The sequence below is a fragment of the Xenorhabdus taiwanensis genome, assembly GCF_036512875.1.
GTDB classification, from domain to species: domain Bacteria; phylum Pseudomonadota; class Gammaproteobacteria; order Enterobacterales; family Enterobacteriaceae; genus Xenorhabdus; species Xenorhabdus taiwanensis.
Genome location: NZ_AP028978.1, coordinates 3,872,284 through 3,891,215, shown reverse-complemented (window position 1 = coordinate 3,891,215; position 18,932 = coordinate 3,872,284). Strand labels below are relative to the sequence as shown.

Annotated in this window: 21 protein-coding genes; 7 read left to right on the top strand and 14 right to left on the bottom strand. The window is 45.4% G+C overall.

Annotated features, from left to right (window positions below; genetic code table 11):
- The first annotated feature begins 98 nt into the window (after window positions 1–98).
- A complete protein-coding gene (locus ACE1SE_RS18225; protein ID WP_374053710.1) occupies window positions 99–1,067 on the top strand; it encodes a sulfate ABC transporter substrate-binding protein in 969 nt (322 codons plus the stop codon).
- 60 nt (window positions 1,068–1,127) lie between these two features.
- Here ACE1SE_RS18225 and tpiA read toward each other — a convergent pair whose 3' ends face one another.
- Both tpiA and ACE1SE_RS18215 read right to left on the bottom strand, forming a co-directional pair.
- Window positions 1,128–1,895, bottom strand: a complete 768-nt coding sequence (tpiA, locus tag ACE1SE_RS18220) for a triose-phosphate isomerase (protein ID WP_374052043.1) — start codon at window positions 1,893–1,895, stop codon at window positions 1,128–1,130.
- Between the two features lie 144 nt (window positions 1,896–2,039).
- Window positions 2,040–2,660 (bottom strand): DUF1454 family protein, encoded by a 621-nt coding sequence (locus ACE1SE_RS18215; RefSeq protein WP_374052042.1) that lies wholly within the window; start codon window positions 2,658–2,660, stop codon window positions 2,040–2,042.
- 58 nt (window positions 2,661–2,718) lie between these two features.
- On the opposite strand from ACE1SE_RS18215, the gene ACE1SE_RS18210 reads away from it, so the two are divergent.
- On the top strand, window positions 2,719–3,153 hold the full coding sequence (locus ACE1SE_RS18210) for a DUF805 domain-containing protein (RefSeq protein ID WP_374052041.1): 435 nt from the start codon (window positions 2,719–2,721) through the stop codon (window positions 3,151–3,153).
- Here the strand turns inward: ACE1SE_RS18210 and fpr are convergent, their stop codons facing one another.
- The 3 genes from fpr to ACE1SE_RS18195 form a co-directional block, all read right to left on the bottom strand.
- Window positions 3,154–3,900, bottom strand: coding sequence for a ferredoxin--NADP(+) reductase (gene fpr / locus ACE1SE_RS18205; protein ID WP_374052040.1), 747 nt, complete (start codon window positions 3,898–3,900; stop codon window positions 3,154–3,156).
- A 458-nt stretch (window positions 3,901–4,358) separates the two neighbouring features.
- On the bottom strand, window positions 4,359–5,882 hold the full coding sequence (gene glpK, locus ACE1SE_RS18200) for a glycerol kinase GlpK (protein ID WP_374052039.1): 1,524 nt from the start codon (window positions 5,880–5,882) through the stop codon (window positions 4,359–4,361).
- Between the two features lie 24 nt (window positions 5,883–5,906).
- Complete coding sequence (locus ACE1SE_RS18195; protein WP_374052038.1) at window positions 5,907–6,704, bottom strand: MIP/aquaporin family protein; 798 nt, start codon at window positions 6,702–6,704, stop codon at window positions 5,907–5,909.
- 316 nt (window positions 6,705–7,020) lie between these two features.
- Here ACE1SE_RS18195 and zapB point away from each other — a divergent pair, with 316 nt between their 5' ends.
- Window positions 7,021–7,263 (top strand): cell division protein ZapB, encoded by a 243-nt coding sequence (zapB, locus tag ACE1SE_RS18190; RefSeq protein ID WP_374052037.1) that lies wholly within the window; start codon window positions 7,021–7,023, stop codon window positions 7,261–7,263.
- A 57-nt stretch (window positions 7,264–7,320) separates the two neighbouring features.
- Here the strand turns inward: zapB and rraA are convergent, their stop codons facing one another.
- On the bottom strand, window positions 7,321–7,818 hold the full coding sequence (gene rraA, locus ACE1SE_RS18185) for a ribonuclease E activity regulator RraA (protein WP_374053709.1): 498 nt from the start codon (window positions 7,816–7,818) through the stop codon (window positions 7,321–7,323).
- 358 nt (window positions 7,819–8,176) lie between these two features.
- On the bottom strand, window positions 8,177–8,320 hold the full coding sequence (locus ACE1SE_RS18180) for a hypothetical protein (RefSeq protein WP_445082118.1): 144 nt from the start codon (window positions 8,318–8,320) through the stop codon (window positions 8,177–8,179).
- A gap of 141 nt (window positions 8,321–8,461) precedes the next feature.
- On the opposite strand from ACE1SE_RS18180, the gene ACE1SE_RS18175 reads away from it, so the two are divergent.
- Complete coding sequence (locus ACE1SE_RS18175; protein WP_047962450.1) at window positions 8,462–8,683, top strand: type II toxin-antitoxin system Phd/YefM family antitoxin; 222 nt, start codon at window positions 8,462–8,464, stop codon at window positions 8,681–8,683.
- Window positions 8,680–9,078 (top strand): type II toxin-antitoxin system death-on-curing family toxin, encoded by a 399-nt coding sequence (locus tag ACE1SE_RS18170; RefSeq protein WP_374052036.1) that lies wholly within the window; start codon window positions 8,680–8,682, stop codon window positions 9,076–9,078. Before ACE1SE_RS18175 ends, ACE1SE_RS18170 begins: the two co-directional genes overlap by 4 nt.
- Window positions 9,079–9,237: 159 nt before the next feature.
- Here ACE1SE_RS18170 and ACE1SE_RS18165 read toward each other — a convergent pair whose 3' ends face one another.
- The 6 genes from ACE1SE_RS18165 to priA form a co-directional block, all read right to left on the bottom strand.
- On the bottom strand, window positions 9,238–10,155 hold the full coding sequence (locus tag ACE1SE_RS18165; protein WP_374052035.1) for a 1,4-dihydroxy-2-naphthoate polyprenyltransferase: 918 nt from the start codon (window positions 10,153–10,155) through the stop codon (window positions 9,238–9,240).
- A gap of 135 nt (window positions 10,156–10,290) precedes the next feature.
- A complete protein-coding gene (gene hslU, locus ACE1SE_RS18160; RefSeq protein ID WP_374052034.1) occupies window positions 10,291–11,622 on the bottom strand; it encodes an ATP-dependent protease ATPase subunit HslU in 1,332 nt (443 codons plus the stop codon).
- 11 nt (window positions 11,623–11,633) lie between these two features.
- Window positions 11,634–12,164 (bottom strand): ATP-dependent protease subunit HslV, encoded by a 531-nt coding sequence (gene hslV / locus ACE1SE_RS18155; protein ID WP_374052033.1) that lies wholly within the window; start codon window positions 12,162–12,164, stop codon window positions 11,634–11,636.
- 137 nt (window positions 12,165–12,301) lie between these two features.
- Window positions 12,302–13,126, bottom strand: a complete 825-nt coding sequence (gene ftsN / locus ACE1SE_RS18150; protein ID WP_374052032.1) for a cell division protein FtsN — start codon at window positions 13,124–13,126, stop codon at window positions 12,302–12,304.
- A gap of 72 nt (window positions 13,127–13,198) precedes the next feature.
- Window positions 13,199–14,224, bottom strand: coding sequence for a DNA-binding transcriptional regulator CytR (cytR, locus tag ACE1SE_RS18145; protein ID WP_374052031.1), 1,026 nt, complete (start codon window positions 14,222–14,224; stop codon window positions 13,199–13,201).
- 221 nt (window positions 14,225–14,445) lie between these two features.
- The gene (priA, locus tag ACE1SE_RS18140; protein ID WP_374052030.1) at window positions 14,446–16,644 is read right to left on the bottom strand and encodes a primosomal protein N'; all 2,199 of its coding nucleotides are present in this window, start codon (window positions 16,642–16,644) and stop codon (window positions 14,446–14,448) included.
- 219 nt (window positions 16,645–16,863) lie between these two features.
- Between priA and rpmE the strand changes: the two genes are divergently transcribed.
- On the top strand, window positions 16,864–17,079 hold the full coding sequence (rpmE, locus tag ACE1SE_RS18135) for a 50S ribosomal protein L31 (RefSeq protein ID WP_374052029.1): 216 nt from the start codon (window positions 16,864–16,866) through the stop codon (window positions 17,077–17,079).
- An 82-nt stretch (window positions 17,080–17,161) separates the two neighbouring features.
- Here rpmE and metJ read toward each other — a convergent pair whose 3' ends face one another.
- Entirely contained in the window at window positions 17,162–17,479 is a 318-nt protein-coding gene (metJ, locus tag ACE1SE_RS18130; protein WP_074019093.1) for a met regulon transcriptional regulator MetJ, read from the bottom strand.
- A 292-nt stretch (window positions 17,480–17,771) separates the two neighbouring features.
- On the opposite strand from metJ, the gene metB reads away from it, so the two are divergent.
- The gene (gene metB, locus ACE1SE_RS18125; protein ID WP_374052028.1) at window positions 17,772–18,932 is read left to right on the top strand and encodes a cystathionine gamma-synthase; all 1,161 of its coding nucleotides are present in this window, start codon (window positions 17,772–17,774) and stop codon (window positions 18,930–18,932) included.

Genomic DNA, 18,932 nt, shown 5'->3' with positions numbered 1-18,932 from the left:
TTAGGGGAAATGTCATCGTGGTTATGCATGCAAGGGGTATAAATAGAGGCTCGAAATTGGCAATGACAAAAGAGTATGTTGTATCGGTGTTATTCTTGATGGCGATGACACTGGTGACTCACAGTGCATGGGCAAAAGAGTTGCAATTATTGAACGTCTCCTATGATCCGACGCGTGAATTTTATCAACAGTATGATAAAGCATTCCGCGAATACTGGCGTAACAAGACGGGTGATGATGTAAAAATCCGCCAATCACATGGTGGTTCAGGCAAGCAGGCAACTTCCGTTATTAATGGTCTTCAGGCGGATGTTGTGACGCTGGCACTGGCTTATGATGTAAATGCCATTGCAGAGCATGGACGCATTGATAAGAATTGGATTCAGCGCCTGCCGGATAATTCAGCGCCTTATACATCAACCATTGTCTTTTTGGTGAGAAAAGGAAACCCTAAACAGATAAAGGATTGGGCGGATTTAATTCGTCCAGATGTTGCAGTGGTTACGCCGAATCCGAAAACCTCCGGTGGGGCACGTTGGAATTATCTGGCTGCTTGGGGATATGGTCTGGCGTACAACAAGCAGGATCAGGCTAAAGCCAAAGAATTCGTGAAAGCACTCTATAAAAATGTGGAAGTACTGGATTCCGGTGCTCGTGGTGCAACGAATACGTTTGTGGAGCGCGGAATTGGCGATGTATTAATTGCCTGGGAAAACGAAGCATTATTAGCAATTAATGCCTTGGGCCAGGGTAAATTTGAAATTGTGACACCAAGTATTTCTATTCTGGCAGAACCGACGGTTTCTGTTGTCGATAAAGTGGTTGATAAACGAGGAACGCGCGCGTTGGCAACAGAATATCTGAAATATCTTTATTCTCCGGTTGGGCAGGAGATTGCCGCCAAGAACTATTATCGTCCTCGTGATAAAGCAATCGCAGAAAAGTACCGCGCGGTTTTTCCTGATTTGAAGCTTTTTACGATTGATGAGGTCTTTGGTGGCTGGGATAACGCTCAGAAAGAACATTTTGCCACAGGCGGAACATTTGACGATATTATCCGGCGTTAATTATTGCACTAATTTGGGATGGAAAACCGCCACAAGTGATACTGCGTGGCGGTTAAAAGCTTACGCTTTTTTCGCTTCTGCTGCGGCTTTTACGATAACAGCAAAGGCATCAGCTTTCAGTGATGCACCACCGACCAGCGCACCGTCGATATCCGGTTGGGTGAACAGCTCTGCTGCATTGTTGGCGTTGACTGAGCCGCCATATTGAATAATGACCTGTTCAGCGATAGCGGCATCTTGTTTTGCGATATGGTCACGGATAAACTTATGAACGGCCTGAGCTTGAGCTGGTGTAGCAGATTTACCTGTGCCGATTGCCCAAACTGGCTCATAAGCAATAACCGTATCTTTGAATGCTTCGGCGCCCAGTGTGTTCAGGACGGCATCGATTTGTCGTGCACAGACGGCTTCAGTCTGACCCGCTTCATTTTCTTGTTCAGTTTCGCCAATACATAGAACAGGGATCAAGCCTTGCTCTTTCAGGATTGCGAATTTCTTCGCGATGAATTCGTCGCTCTCTTTGTGGTAAGTACGGCGTTCAGAATGACCGATAATGATATATTTTGCACCGACGTCTTTCAGCATTTCTGCGGAGGTTTCTCCAGTAAAGGCGCCAGAAAGATTGACACCAACATCTTGTGCACCCAGAGCAATACGGCTACCAGCCAGGGCACTGTTTGCCAGAGAAACATAAACTGTTGGTGGTGCGATAGCGACGTCACAGCCGTCAACATTGCTCAGTTCTTTACGCAGGCCTGCAATCAGGTCGTTAACCATGTGGGTACTGCCATTTAATTTCCAGTTACCCATAACTAATGGATGTCGCATATTTTTCCCTCCAACCAGAAAATAATCAAATTGCGAACTGAATGAATATTCTTTCTTTGAACGACATTATGGTGATGTCATTCCCTGTAAGCGGAATCCCGACAGTATAAAGATCATCAACGCGAATAGCTCTGCGTTGTGTCACTAATTTTCATTTGCTGCTGTGTCAGATAACGATAGCTTAATCGGTTCAATTGCGAAGGTCATTATATTTTCGCTGCTATTTACGATGATATAGCGCATTGCTCCCATTTTTTGGCTGAAAGCAGGGTGGTTTTCTGCTGCCAGTAAAAGTCTTTCCAATTGAATTTTGGCTTGTTCAGGGGAAAAAGTCGGTTCGAATTGGCTGATCAGGGCAGTGATATATTGCTTTGCCAATATGCGGTTTTGTTCATTTTCTCGTTCATTTTGTGATGGCAGCAGTGTAATTTGCAGGCTTTTAATTTTTTCGCTGCCTCGTTCCAGTACCGCCGAAGAGTAAATGTTGTCATTGATTTTACTGGCGGCACGGATGAAAGGTTGAGAAATATCTGTGCTTGCAATCACCCTGTATTCGTACAGGGGGGTGTCTGGATGTTTTTTGTTGTATTTCTCACGGAAGACAGGGATGGTGTCTTCGAAAGCAGGGGAATCCGGCAGCAGATACATTAACGGTGAGTTTATTTCTGATGTGATTGAAGGCTTATCGGCAGAGGCAGATAATGGTAAACCGATGCCAAAAGCGATTAAAATTATCACCAGAAGTTTATTTATGCCTGTTTTCATCGTATTACTCACTGAGTTAAATCTTGGAAAAACAGCATCCACAATTGGAAAAGAGTACATGACATTACAACAATGGGGATTTTCATTCAAAGGCCGAATTGGAAGGCGAGAGTTTTGGATCGGCATGGCTATCTGTTTCGCTTTGATCTTTATACTCCTGACACTGCATGGAATGAATGTCCTCCCTATAAATTATGCGGCGGTTGGTGTTGCTTTGCTATTGTATCCAACAGCAGCCATTTTTTCGAAGCGTTTGCATGACCGGAATAAACGTGGTGGCTGGATGTTACTATGTGCACTGGCGTGGATGTTGTTGTCTCTTGATTGGAGTGCAATGGCGCCAATATGGCAGTGGGGAATTGGTCGTTTTGTCCCGACACTGATCTTTGTCATGATGATATTAGACTGTGGTGTATTCCGTGGTACGGAAGGCGCCAATCGTTTTGGTGAGATGGCAGAAACAGTCGATTATATTTCTGCCAGGGAAAACTGATTACCAGTATTGCTCGCTGGTGATATGACCTGGTTTACGGCGCAGATGTTTTGCCATATTACGCTGTTCTTTTAATAGTTGCTGGGTATCCCTGACCATTTGGGGATTCCCGCACAGCATGACGTGGCTGTTTTCTGCCTGAATGGGTAAGCCGACAGCCGATTCCAGCTCACCATTTTCAATTAATGCCGGAATTCTGCCCATGAGTGAATTTGGCCATTGTTCTCGGCTGACGATGGTCTGTATCCTCAGTTTACCCTGAAATGTTTTCTCTAATTCCTGCATCATAGGTAAATAACTTAAATCCGTTCCCCATCTGGCCGCATGAACCAAAACGATATTTTCGAATCGTTTCAGATCGGTTCCTTGCTGGAGGATGGAAAGGTAAGGCCCAATGGCGGTGCCAGTGGAAAGCATCCAGAGTGTTTGACAATCAGGAATTTCATCAAGAACGAAAAAACCAGCGGCTTGTTCTGTTACCAGCAATTCATCTCCGGTTTTTAGTACAGCCAATTGAGGGCTGAGTTTTCCTTCAGGAACGGTCACCAAATAAAATTCCAGATTATTGTCATTGGGAGCGTTGACGTAAGAATAAGCTCGTTGGATGCGCTCCCCCTCAACTTCCAGTGCAAGTTTTGCAAATTGTCCGGCGGTGAATTTTTCTATTGGTGCATGAACTTTGATACTGAAAAGCGAATCAGTCCAGTTGGTTATGTCGGTAACTTTTCCTGTAACCCAATTTGCCATTACGATTAACCTCTCTACACAATATGGTATGGATTAATATGAGTGAATTAATGCGACACAAATGAACACTGCGTGAATTGGTGATTTTTTGTAACGATTCTACGTGATTACTTGAAATAGCATTATCGATTACGTGTGATAGTTTAATTAACTGGATTTTTGCCAATATTATGGTTTGATGTGTGAATTTTTATTGACATGTATGGGTAATCTATCTGTAATTTTTTCTTCATGTAAAATTGTATACTGCAAAGAAAAAACATAGATTGACTATGGGATGATGTTGATGTTTGCCATGTTATTGCTGATTCTATTTTTTTGGTTGCCCATTTCCCAGCAGTTCCAGCGTCAGGAACATACGGCTTTGTAGAAACGATAGTATTTAAAAAGGCTCTGGCAGAGTGTATAAACAATCTCAGATGCCAAAGCCTTTATCTCACTTGCTCAATATTTCGCGGTTAGGCGCGATCTTCCCACTCTTGGGCACGGGCAACGGCTTTTTTCCAGCCATTGTATTTATGGTTGCGTTCAGTTGTTTCGATACTTGGTCGGAACTCTTTTTCGACTACAGCCTTACTTTTCACTTCATCCAGATCTCGCCAGAAGCCGACGGCCAAACCAGCCAGGAAAGCAGCGCCTAGGGCTGTACTTTCACGCACTTCAGGACGCTCGACACGAGTGCCGAGAATATCGGACTGGAACTGCATCAGGAAATTGTTGGCGACAGCGCCGCCATCTACACGCAGGGCTTGCAGGCGTGTACCCGCATCAGCTTGCATAGCGTCCAGGACATCGCGGGTTTGGTAAGCGATGGATTCCAGAGTAGCACGAATAATATGGTTGCTATTGGCACCGCGGGTCAGGCCAAAAATAGCGCCACGGGCGTAAGGGTCCCAATATGGTGCGCCAAGGCCAGTAAAGGCAGGAACAACATAAACGCCATTGCTATCTTTGACTTTGGTTGCGAAGTATTCTGAATCTGTGGCATCCGCAATGAGTTTCAGTTCATCACGCAACCATTGAATGGATGCTCCTCCAACAAAGACCGCACCTTCCAGTGCATAATTGACTTCACCACGTGGGCCACAGCAAATAGTTGTTAACAGGCCGTGATTGGAACGAACAGCATCTTTACCTGTGTTCATTAGCAAGAAGCAGCCGGTACCGTAAGTATTTTTTGCCATTCCGGGGTGTACACACAGTTGTCCGTACAAAGCAGCTTGTTGGTCGCCTGCGATACCTGCAATAGGAATGCGTGTGCCACCTTTACCGCCGATATTGGTTTGGCCATAGATCTCCGAGGATGCGGCCACTTTAGGTAACATAACGCGAGGTATGCCCAACTCATCAAGGATTTTTTGATCCCATTCCAGATTATGGATATTAAATAGCATGGTACGGGAAGCATTGGAATAATCGGTCACATGTACGCGTCCCTGAGTCATTTTCCAGACCAGCCATGTATCGACTGTCCCGAATAAAAGCTCACCATTTTCAGCGCGTAGACGGGCACCTTCGACGTTATCCAAAATCCATTTTATTTTCGTACCGGAGAAATAAGGGTCAAGAACCAATCCGGTATTGTGGCGGATGTATTCTTCCAGGCCCTCTTTCTGTTTCAGTTTGGTACAAATATCTGCTGTTCGGCGGCATTGCCATACAATTGCATTATAAACCGGCTTTCCGGTTTCTTTTTCCCAGACAATGGTCGTTTCTCGTTGGTTTGTAATACCAATGCTGGCAATTTGATCTGAGCGAATATCAGCTTTTGCCAGCACTTCAACTAAGGTAGAGCTTTGGCTTGCCCAGATTTCCATCGGATCGTGTTCCACCCAGCCTGGCTTGGGATAGATTTGCGGGAATTCACGCTGTGAGATGCAGACAATATTAGCATCGTGATCAAGTACAACGGCGCGTGAACTGGTTGTGCCCTGATCCAGCGCAACAATATATTTTTTTTCTGTAGTATTTTCTGTTGTCATAACTATAACCTGGTTTTATGTATTTTAAATCTCGCGCGGTAGATGGCGAGCAATCAGCTTGCGATAGCCAAAAGCACCTAAAATTGCGCCAACAATAGGGGCTATCAACGGAACAAGGCAATAAGGAATGTCTCGGCCTCCGGTTAGGGCAATGTCTCCCCAGCCGGTCAGGTAAGCAACTAATTTGGGGCCGAAGTCACGAGCTGGGTTCAGGGCAAATCCGGTCAGTGGGCCAAACGAGCCACCGATAACTGCAATAAGAATTCCGATTAACAAAGGTGCCAAAGGTCCTCGAGGGATGCCATTGCCATCATCTGTCAGGGACAGGATCAGGCATAACAGAACGGCCGCGATAATGACTTCAACGATAAACGCATGAAAAACGGAGATCTGGGCTGCTGGGTAAGTGGAGAAAACTCCCGCAGTAAAGAGACTTTCCTGTGAGCCGCGTACGATGTTGTGAACTTGCTCATAATCGAGGAACAGGTTGTAATACATCATATAGATGATGAGTGCTGCGATAAAGCCACCGAGCATTTGGGCAATGGTGTAAGGCAGCACTTTTTTTCTGTCAAAGTTGGCAAACAGGCATAACGCAATAGTCACTGCGGGGTTAAGATGCGCGCCTGAAATTCCGGCAGTGAGATAAACTGCCAGAGCGACGCCGAAACCCCAGATAATGCTGATTTCCCATAAACCCAGTTGTGCTCCGGCGATTCGGGCAGCGGCGACGCAGCCTAAGCCAAAAAAAACGAGCAACGCAGTACCTAGAAATTCGGAAATGCATTGACCTGATAGTGTTGGAGTGGTGGTCTGGCTCATTTCTATATCCTATGAAAAAGTACAAGGAAGCGATTAATTCTTAGTCCTTTCTTATGTATTAAGAGAAAGGTGCCTGTGAATTTATCGTTAATGCGCGTAAACGAGAAATAGCGAAATTGAAATCTGCGTGTTGCGTCAACAAAATGAGCGAATTCGCATTTATTTGCAGTTTTATTGAGCTTGGAAATGTGATCTTACAGACATTTGGGTTTGGTCATTATATTTCGCGTTATGCCACACATTGAAAGGATGAAACTAGACAGACGTCAATAGGCTAAATACAATCAATAACATTGCTTATAAGAGGGGCCCCAGAATGTCATTTGAAGTTTTTGAGAAGCTAGAATCTAAAGTTCAGCAGGCGATTGATACCATCACTTTGCTGCAAATGGAAATTGAAGAATTAAAAGAAAAGAATGCCGTCTTATCTCAGGATGCCCAGAATATGGCAGATAGCCGTGATTCTCTGGTACGTGAAAATGAGCAGCTCAAACAAGAACAATCGGCATGGCAAGAACGCTTACGCACTCTGTTGGGTAAGATGGAAGATGTACAATAAGGTATCCAATGGCTTAGCTGAAAAAGGGCGATAATTGCGCCCTTTTTTGTATATTTTTTAACTTAGCTCTTCCTCAATCTCCAGAGGGAAATCAGATAAGACAATGCCGGTATTATCTGCATAGAGATAGTCACCAGAGAAGAAAGTGACGCCACCAAAATTCACTCTGATATCACTTTCTCCCACTCCTTCGCTACTGGAGCCAGCAGGAATAGCCGCCATTGCTTGAATACCAATATCAAGCTCTGCAAGATAATCGACTTGACGCACTGCGCCATAGACGACAATGCCTTCCCACTCATTATTGACAGCGAGTTGAGCCAGTTCTGCATCAACCAGTGCCTTGCGTACTGATCCACCACCATCAACGAGCAAAATGCGACCATGTCCGTTTTCTTCGAGTAAATCATAAAGGAGGCCATTGTCCTCAAAACATTTCACGGTGATGATCTGACCACCAAATGAAGTACGCCCACCAAAGTTGGAGAAGATTGGCTCTACCACATTTATATCTTCTTGATAGATATCACAAAGTTCGGAAGTATCATATTTCATGGGATTTACGTCTGGTTTATGCAAGGAATAGACAGTATATCCTTTTAAAGCCAGTGTTGGCAAAACCATCAATCTTGAAACCTATATGTAAAATTGATGCCTATTTGCTTAATTAACCCGATATATGGACACCGACTTAATTCAAGTGGGTAGGTGAATTTTTCTGACAACGTAGTCGCAAACATATATTCGGCTTCAGTGAGTCCTGATGAAAATTCGCACTCTCTGTCTTCATTAATTCAACAGTCTCGATAGACTGATCGGGTTACCAGGTTCACAGAGAGTCGGTACTACCTGTCAATTACATCAACTTATGGGCTTTTGCTACATAAAGGGTTACTCATCGCGCTTCATAACTCTATTGTTGGTTGACCCGTGCCCACTCTATTCGGGCATTTTTATTTGCCAGCGCTACTGCTGCCTTATTGAGTCCGCTACGGGTTATCACGCCTTTTAACCAACGCTGCAATCCATTACATCGTTCGTCGGGAAGTTTTTGCACCCGATAGCTTAGTGTGCGATTGGTTGTGTTGTATGAGGATATAAAAAAGCCGCACGTAAAGGTAATTCGTACAGAGATCCCTATTGTTGAATAAACACACAAAATATGTACAATTTATATGTACATTTTTGGAGATATATTATGCGTACATACACCTCAACCCAAGCACGAGCCAATATTTCAGAAGTGTTGGATGCTGCTACTCACGGCGAACCTGTTGAGATTACTCGTCGAGACGGCAGCTCAGCAGTCGTTATCAGTAAGGCAGAATTCGAGGCATACCAGAATGCCAAACTGGATGCAGAGTTCGATTCAATTATGCAGCGTCATGGGCATACGGTAGAGGCACTGACAAACCGATGATATGGGTCAGCGCACAGGAAGTTATCGCTTTTCATGACCGTATATTACAGCGGCTTCCCGGCGTTGCTGGAATGCCTGACTCTGGCAGAGCCGAAGCACTCATCTATCGAGTGCAAAACCGTACACACTACGAAGGTGTAACAGACATTTTTGAACTTGCAGCCACCTATTGGGTTGCTATCGCTCGTGGTCATATTTTCAATGATGGTAATAAGCGCACGGCGTTTTTTATTACCATGATTTTTCTCTACCGCAATGGTATCAAGCTCCGTGATAACGACAATACATTGGAAAACTTAACGGTAGATGCTGCCACGGGTGAGAAAATTGTTGACCAGTTGGCACAGCACCTGCGCGAATTGGTGGACTATACTAACCCAAGCTATAATCCATGATAACAGCACGTTTTTTGAGGATGTAAGGAACATCTCGTTCAGATGGGTACACAAGGGTGTACCCCTAGAAAATATCGAATAACATAAACTCAGTATTCATGCTGGTTTAAGCCAGATACTCAATGAATAAATCCGACCTCCTCGGTTGAGACGGTAACGCTAATTAAGTATCAATCCAATGGAAAACAGAATATTCGTCAATAATGCCGCTTTGACCATTTGCACTAGCTTGGGACGCATACCTTCAGGTGTTGGATCACGCAGCACTTGCACCATATGTTTTAACAGCAGGGGAAAAGCGAGCAGGAACAACCAACTAAACCCATTATTCAGATATAGGAGCGTGAAGGCAACAAGGCAGAGCATGGCAGCTAGCAAAACGGTGGCATGGTAATAGCGAGCCTTTTTTCCTCCTAACCGGACAGCCAGCGTATTTTTGCCATTTTGGCGGTCACTTTCGATATCGCGTAGGTTATTAATGTTTAAGACTGCCACAGAAAGTAAGCCACTGGCAGTTGCGGGCAAAACGGTGCTTAGGGAAAAAGTACCGGCTTGCAGATAGTAGGTACCAAGAACGCTCAACCAGCCAAAAAAAATCAGGACAGAAATGTCTCCCAACCCCAGATAGCCATAAGGACGAGTACCCACTGTATAAGTGATAGCTGCGACAATCGCCAGTAACCCCAGGATCAAGAATCCGATAATGTCGTTTGGGTTATTGCAGGCTACAGCAATCAGGGAACTTCCTGATAAACAAGAGAGCAGCACAGTGATCTTCAATGCATTTTTCATCTGCCTTGCGGTAATCAGACCTTTTTGCATACCGCGTCTTGGGCCAATGCGCTTTTCTGTGTCACTGCCTTTGGTGACATCACCATAATCGTTGGCGAGGTTGGAAAGAATTTGCAGCAGGGCCGCGGTTAATAAAGCCAGTAACGCGACAGGCCATTTGAAATGTCCTGTCCATGACGCAAGGGCTGAGCCCGTTATGACGGCAGCAACGGCCAGTGGGAGCGTTTTGGGGCGTAAACTTTCCAGCCATGCCTGCATCTGACTGATAGACGTTGTTGAGCTCATATTGTCACTGTTTGTCATTATGATTGATGTAATAAATTTTATACCATCGAAAATAGCAAAATGGGAGGCTAAAAGCCCCCCATTTCAATAAGTCCGGCGAATTATTGGCGCTAATCAAACCAATAATATGACTGATTATAAAATAAACCGACTCAAATCTTCATCTGCAACCAGTTCGTCCAGGTGCTCTTTGACGTAATCAGCATTGATTTCGACAGTTTGTCCTTGACGTTCGCTGGCGTCAAAAGAGATGTCTTCCATCATGCGCTCAAGCACGGTGTGCAGGCGACGGGCGCCGATATTTTCAGTGGTTTCATTGACTTGCCATGCTGCCTCCGCAATTTTACGGATACCGTCAGTCGTGAATTCAATACCCATGCCTTCCGTTGCCATCAGAGCTTTGTACTGTTCAGTCAGTGAAGCATTAGGTTCGGTCAGGATACGTTCAAAGTCTTCGGTGGTCAGGGCTTGCAATTCAACACGGATTGGCAAGCGGCCTTGCAGTTCTGGAATCAGATCAGAAGGGCTGGCAACCTGGAATGCACCAGAGGCGATAAACAGGATATGATCAGTTTTGACCATGCCGTGTTTGGTGGAAACTGTGCAACCTTCTACAAGTGGTAGCAGATCGCGCTGAACACCTTCACGGGAAACATCTGGACCGGAAGTTTGACCGCGTTTACAAATCTTATCGATCTCATCAATGAAAACGATGCCGTGTTGTTCAACTGCATCAATTGCCTGCTGTTTCAGTTCTTCAGGATTGACCAGTTTTGCCGCTTCTTCTTCGACCAGCAACTTGAATGCGTCTTTGATTTTCATCTTACGACTTTTTTGACGCTGGCCTGCCAGGTTTTGGAACATGGATTGTAACTGATTCGTCATCTCTTCCATGCCAGGAGGTGCCATGATTTCAACACCAACTGGGGCGGCTGAAACTTCAATTTCAATTTCTTTATCGTCTAACTGGCCTTCACGCAATTTCTTGCGGAATGCCTGACGGGTTGAAGATGGCTCAGATTGAGGTTCTGCCTGTCCCCAGTTATTTTTTGCTGGTGGCAGTAGGACATCCAGAATACGCTCTTCTGCTAATTCTTCTGCACGATAGCGGTTCTTCTCAATGGATTGCAGACGGACTATTTTTACTGCTGCGTCAGTGAGATCACGAATGATGGAATCGACTTCTTTACCAACATAACCCACTTCGGTGAACTTAGTTGCTTCAACCTTGATAAAGGGAGCATTGGCCAGTTTTGCCAGACGACGGGCAATCTCGGTTTTACCGACACCGGTTGGGCCTATCATCAAAATATTTTTTGGAGTGACTTCATGACGCAGTGATTCATCTAACTGCATGCGACGCCAGCGGTTACGCAGGGCAATAGCAACGGCACGTTTTGCTTTGTCCTGACCGATAATATGATTGTTTAGTTCGCTGACAATTTCGCGAGGAGTCATTTCAGACATACTATCTATCCTTACGCTTTCGAAGGTAATTCTTCGAAGTTGTGATTATGGTTGGTGTAGATGCAGATATCGCCAGCGATAGTTAAAGCGCGTTCTGCGATTTCTCTGGCGCTGAGTTCGGTTGTTTCCAGCATAGCGCGGGCAGCAGCCTGTGCGTATGATCCACCGGAACCAATGGCAATAAGGTCATTTTCTGGCTGAATCACATCACCATTGCCTGTAATGATCAGAGAAGCATTTTCATCTGCGACAGCAAGCAGGGCTTCCAGCTTGCGCAGCATGCGATCCGTTCGCCAGTCTTTGGCTAGTTCAACGGCTGCTTTGGTCAGGTGCCCTTGATGCATTTCGAGTTTCCGTTCAAACAGCTCGAACAGCGTGAAAGCATCGGCAGTACCGCCGGCAAAACCCGCGATGACTTTGTCATGGTAAAGGCGGCGTACTTTGCGGACATTGCCTTTCATAACGGTATGACCCATTGTTGCTTGTCCATCACCACCGATGACAACTGTGCCATTACGGCGAACACTTACGATTGTAGTCACGAGTTAGCCCCTGGTTACAAAATAGAAGATGGTACACACGGCGCATTAATGTGTTATCTCACCATTGCTTGCGCACTGCTGATAAAAGCACCATGTGTATATTATTAGAGATTAAGATGGGGGAGCTTTCCGCTTTTTCAACCCCCGATAGGGCGGAGAATACAGCCTGGTACACCGGCACCTGCGACACGTTCGCGCATTTTCTCAGCGCTGGCTTTATTTTTATAAGGGCCAAGTACAACACGGTTCCAATTGTCTTTCGTGGTAATCTGACTCTCAATGCCTGCGAATGCAAGGTTGGCACGAACGGATTCTGCTTGCTCCATTGTGCGGAAGGAACCACATTGTAGCATCAATTTCGCCTCATTGGTTTCAAACTTTGTATTGGCTTGGAACGAAGCTAAAGGTCTTTTTTCCGCCACGACTGCTGGCTTTTGTTCTGGCAAAATCTGTTCAGTATGTTGCTGTTGCGCAGGAGGATTGATCAACACACGTGAACGTGGAACAGGTTCACTGTTATAAGGCACTTCTTTCAATGAAATAGGCGGCTGGCGCATATCTGCTTGCATTTGTTCAAGAAGCTGTTTTTGCTCAGGTGTTAGTTGAGGGGGCTGGTTTAGTGGTTTATTTACTGTTGCATCGGACTCCTGTATAGAAGATTCGTTCACAGGACGATTTTCCAATTCCTTGATATAACTCCAGCGCTCTTCTGGTTTTGGTGGCAGGCTGTGCCCCTTGGTTTGATGGTGGGATTGTGAGGCATTTTGTGCACTTTCTTCCTGCTTATTTTCTTCCTGATTATTATGTACGAGGAAATAAAGTCCCCCAATAAACATGACTACCAAGGCCACAGCAACGGCTAATGTAGTTTTGGGTAATCCTTGAGCCTGATTTTTTTTCTTACCAGTACTTTTCCGACGGGGATTGCTACGCCCGCGACTCACATAATCTCGTTGTGCCACTGTTTAATTCACTAAGTTATTTAAAAAATTGAAGAATAGATAACTAATGTTACTTAAGCTGTTGTTATTTGCCTAGCTTTTAGGCGAACAAGTACTCGCACGAATAATCAATTCTGCCTCCAATAATCTTGAATCTTTGGAAACCAAACGGCCTTGGAGCTGTTCCAACAATAACAGAATGGAGTGATGCCCAATCTCATAACGGGGATGTTCCACTGTGGTTAGGGCTGGTTCGCAGTATTGGGCCAGGTTTAAATTATCGAAACCGACAACAGAGAGATCTTCTGGTAATTTTAATCCCATTTTTTTAGCTTGCCACATTGCGCCCATTGCCATGACATCACTATGACAGAAAATAGCGCTTGGAGGCTCTGGCAGGGTAAGCAGGGTTGTTGCCAATGTCGCTCCACTTTCATGGGTGAAATCACCGTGGATAATATATTCTTCACGAATGTCTTCCCCTGAGCGCCGCAATGCCTGGATGTAACCTTGCAAGCGATAGTGGCACAGCGGCATGGCTTCCGGCCCGGTAATGCAGGCAATACGTTTGTGTCCCAATTTTTGCAAATGATGAGTGGCATTGAAGGCCGCTGTCAGGTTGTCAATATGGACAGTGGGAAGTTCCAGTTCTGGAGTGAATTCATTGGCCATCACCATGGGAGGCAGGTTTTTTTGTTCCTCTTTGGAAACATCGAAAGGAATGTTGGAACCCAATAGCACCATGCCATCAATGCGTTTGGTGATTAGAAGATTGATAAATGCATGTTCTTGCTGCTGTTGATGCCTGCAATCACCAATCAGAACCAGATAACCATGCTCAGTAGCGGTTTCTTCAATGCCCCGAATAACCTCGGTAAAGAAAGGATCACTGATATTGGGAACAATAACCAATATGGTTTTGGATTCATTACGCCGTGAATTTTTGGCCAGATTGTGGGGATAATAACCAACCTCTAATATCGCATTCTCAACTTTCTGGCGTGTACGAGCAGAAACTTTGTCAGGATTCATTAATGTTCTTGATACAGTTGCGGTAGAAACACCCGCAAATTCGGCAACATCTTTCATGGTTGTCAATGCGCTATTCTTTTTTTCCATAGTTCACTCCTCACTCTCCACAGGCAGCTAAACGATTGCTATCCGGCTGCTAAAAAAACGTCAGTCTTGCCTGAGAAGGGCGTGCTGACGAATTGCTTTCTACAGTTATATTAATAATTTCATTTTAAGTCGATTAACAGCTCAACCTGTTACTTTGTTTGCATAAAAAGCGTGATATAAATCATTTTTTAGAGATGTTTCGCAAATTAAAGAAATAATTATCAACTTTCGGTGGGATCAACATCTATGTTCCATTTCACTTTACGTGCTTGTGGCAGTGTAGTGATTTGGGGATAGATTCCGGTCATCATTTTCTGGAGAAAAATGCGGGAAGGGTGCTGAATCATCAACTGCCAACGATAACGACCGCCACGTTTGGCCTGCAATGCGGGTACCGGACCCATGATCCATAAATGATTATCAGGCTGTGCATGATGTTCAAACAGTTGACGCATTCGTTGCAAAAATGCGGGGGCTTGCTGATTATCGTGATCTTCTGCACGGAGCAGGATATGGCTCACAAAAGGTGGCAGGTGCACTTGCTGGCGCTCTTCCATCGTTTGCTGGGCAAAGGCATCGTAGCCTTTTTCCAACAATATTTGTAAAAGTGGATGTTCAGGATGGTGGGTTTGGAGGACGACTTCTCCCCGTTTTCCAGCTCGCCCAGCCCGACCGGAGACTTGGATGTAGAGCTGGGCAAAACGTTCGGCAGCCCGAAAATCAGCAGAAAATAAAGCACCATCGACATCCAGTAAGGCGACCAACGTAACATCGGGGAAATGGTGGCCTTTCGCCAACATTTGAGTACCAATCAAAATGCGGGCGCCCCCTTGATGTACTTCGGCCAGTTGCTGTTCCAGTGCTCCTTTGCGGCTGGTGGTATCACGATCGATACGGGTAACCGGAGTATTGGGGAACAGTTTTGTAATGCCATCTTCAAGTTGCTCAGTGCCTAAGCCAACGGGAATTAAGTTAGTGGTGCCGCATTGCGGGCACTGGCGTGGGATTGGACGCTGGCTATCACAGTGATGACAACGCAGGTGGCGGTGATTTTGGTGTAGGGTGTAATAGTGATCACAGCGTTGACATTCTGCTATCCAGCCGCATTCGTGACAGAGCAGGGCAGGAGAATAACCTCGGCGGTTCAGAAACAGGATGACCTGATTATCAGCTTTGAGATGTTCACCAATGCGATTGATGAGTGGCTGGGATAGTCCAACCGTCAATGGCAAGCCTTTCAGATCGAGTAAATGCTGAGTGGCTGGTTGGGCTTGGCCTGCACGTTGGGTTAAGGTGAGGTGGCGATATTTCCCCTGTTGCACGTTATATAGCGTTTCCAGTGCGGGGGTGGCAGAACCCATAATAATCGGAATGCCCTCTTTTTTCGCCCGGAACACCGCCAGATCGCGGGCATGATAGCGCCAGCCTTCTTGCTGTTTGTAAGAGCTGTCATGCTCTTCATCGATAATGATGACACCCAGCTCAGCAAAAGGGGTAAACAGAGCAGATCGTGTACCGATAACGATGGCATTTTCCCCTCTTTTCGCCCTCAGCCAAACTGTCAGCCGTTCGCTGTCATTCAAGGCTGAATGCAGAACATCAATGGGAGCGTTAAAACGTTCACGGAATCGGCGAATAGTCTGTGGCGTCAAGCCAATTTCCGGCACTAAAATGAGAGCCTGTTTACCTTGTGCAAGAATGTTCTCCAGTACACTGAGATACACTTCTGTTTTACCTGATCCCGTGATTCCCGCCAGTAGCCACGGGGAAAAAGTGTTATCTTCTGCACGGATGGCGCTTACCGCTGTCGCTTGCTCTGTATTGAGCTTTAACTGTTCACCAATGGTTTTAAAATTCACACGCCAGTTTTCCGCTTCTGGCTGGATGGGATGCAGGGCAATCAGTGATTTCTTTTTCAGTGATTGCAGTGCGCTTTCACTTAACTCCAATTCAGATACCTGATGACGATAAACGGGATGTTGGTGCAAAGCGGCCAACGCCTTTTGCTGTTTGGCGGAGCGCTTAAGTTGTGCAAGCGGAAATTCACGGCCTGCCTCAGTGACTTGCCATTGCCAGAGTGGGGAAAATTCTGCCGGTTTTCCCTGCCGTAGTAAGACAGGCAGAGCATGGAACAAAACTTCCCCCAGCGGATAGTGATAATAGCTGACGGCCCACTGAAGCAATTGCCAGAGATCGTTGGGAAAAAGGGACTGGACATCAAGAATGGTGGAAATAGACTTGAGTTGTTCAGGAGGAAATTCGCTGCTATCAGTGATACCAGTGACGATACCTATCGCATTACGCTTACCAAAAGGCACGAATACTCGAACACCGATAGCTGGTAAAGGTAATCCTGTAGGCAGTAGATAATCAAACGTGCGGGTTAGGGGGACAGGTAATGCAACCTGAATAACTGTCATAAGGCAATTTCCGGATAATTAATGACCAGGGGAAAAAACGTATAGCGATCAGAGTATCATAGCAAATAGGCAGATTTCATTGCGCAATAAACAGATATTCTGTATGATCCGCCGCCTTTGGTATAGAAATTACCGATACATATTTTTTATCAACACGACGTGTGGTGTCTGGCGGCAAAATAAGGCTGGATAGCGACACGGCCTGAACAGAGGTTTCCCATGAAACAAGGTATCCATCCTAAATATGAAGAAATTACTGCATCTTGCTCTTGCGGTAATGTAATCAAAATCAACTCTACTGTAGGTCACAATCTGAACCTGGACGTTTGTGGTGCATGTCACCCGTTCTACACCGGTAAGCAGCGTGACGTTGCAACTGGTGGTCGTGTTGATCGCTTTAACAAACGTTTCAGCGTTCCAGGTTCTAAGAAGTAATGACTTTTTCCGGTCTGTCATCCATACAGGCCGGATAGTTAAAACAAAAACGCCCGATGTTTCGCATCGGGCGTTTTTGTTATCAATATTCCCATGTATCCGGATCAATACCTCGTTCGCGCATCATGATTTTCGCGGCTTCCGGGATTTCATCATGGCGTTCTTTACGCAAATCGTTATCATTAGGCAGAGGCTGTCCAGTGAACGCATGCAGAAAAGCTTCACACAGCAATTCGCTGTTTGTTGCATGACGCAGATTGTTTACCTGACGACGAGTGCGCTCATCAGTCAAGATTTTCAATACCTTTAGCGGGATTGAAACTGTAATTTTTTTGACCTGTTCACTTTTTTTGCCATGTTCAGCATAAGGGCTGACATACTCACCATTCCACTCAGCCATGAGATACCTTAAATAATTTTTGAATCAAGTAATTGAGATTAGAAATTGGAAGGAATTTCTGATCTGTTTTCATGTCGATAATGCAGTAGTCTAACATAATTAGCCTGTCGACTATATTGCCCCACCTGTACTAATTTATAAAAAATAACCAGAAGACATATAAAGTGTAATGACAGCCATGGAATTGTGGTATTAAACCGCAAAATAATTTGGATGTCTAGATGTATTGACGTCCATCTTTTCAGTCGTTATTCTTGCGTGACGCTAATAATAACGATGATGGGGAAAGGTTATGGGGTGTAAGCAAGCGACAATTGCGGTTCACAGTGGTTCAAATATTGATGAACAATATGGTTGTGTTGTTCCGCCTATTTATCTTTCCAGTACATACAACTTTACCGGTTTCAATGAACCCAGGACTCATGATTACTCTCGCCGTGGCAACCCTGGCCGTGATGTGGTTCAACAGGTTTTGGCCGAGCTGGAAGGCGGAGCGGGTGCAGTCATGACCAGCAGTGGCATGTCAGCGATCCATCTGATCTGTACTGTATTTCTGAAACCAGGGGATTTATTGGTTGCGCCTCATGATTGTTATGGCGGTAGTTACCGCCTGTTTGACAGCCTAAGCAAGCGCGGTGCGTACAATGTGATTTTTGTTGATCAGTCAGATGAGCAGGCGTTGAAACAGGCGTTGGCTAAAAAGCCCAAACTGGTACTGATTGAAACACCGAGTAATCCTCTGTTGCGGATTGTTGATATTCAATACATTTGTGCATTGGTTCATGAAATTGGGGCATTGGCTGTTGTCGATAACACTTTCTTAAGCCCTGTCCTGCAAAAGCCATTGGAGTTAGGGGCAGATTTAGTGGTGCATTCCTGCACGAAATATTTGAATGGACACTCTGATCTGATTGCGGGAGCCATTATCGCTAAGGAGCCATCCATCGCGGAAGAGCTGGCTTGGTGGGCGAACAATATTGGCGTGACGGCTGCGGCGTTTGATAGTTATCTGCTATTGCGTGGCATTCGTACATTATCTGCCCGCGTACTGCTCCAACAAAGCAATGCGGTTGCCATTGTGGATTATTTGCAACAGCAGCCCCAAGTGAAAAGGCTCTTCTATCCTGCATTGAAGAACCATCCGGGGCATGAAATTGCTGTTAAGCAACAGCAAGGTTTTGGGGCGATGCTCAGTTTCGAACTGGATGGTGATGAACAGGCCATGCGTCGTTTCTTATCTGCGTTAAAATTATTTACTTTGGCTGAATCTCTCGGTGGGGTGGAGTCGTTGATTTCTCATACAGCAACTATGACACACGCGGGAATGTCGGCAGAAGCAAGGACTCAGGCAGGGATTACGGATTTGCTTCTTCGTGTCTCTGTAGGAATTGAAGATAGTCAGGATTTAATTGCTGATTTGGACAATGCGTTTCAGGCAGCGGCAACGAGGTAA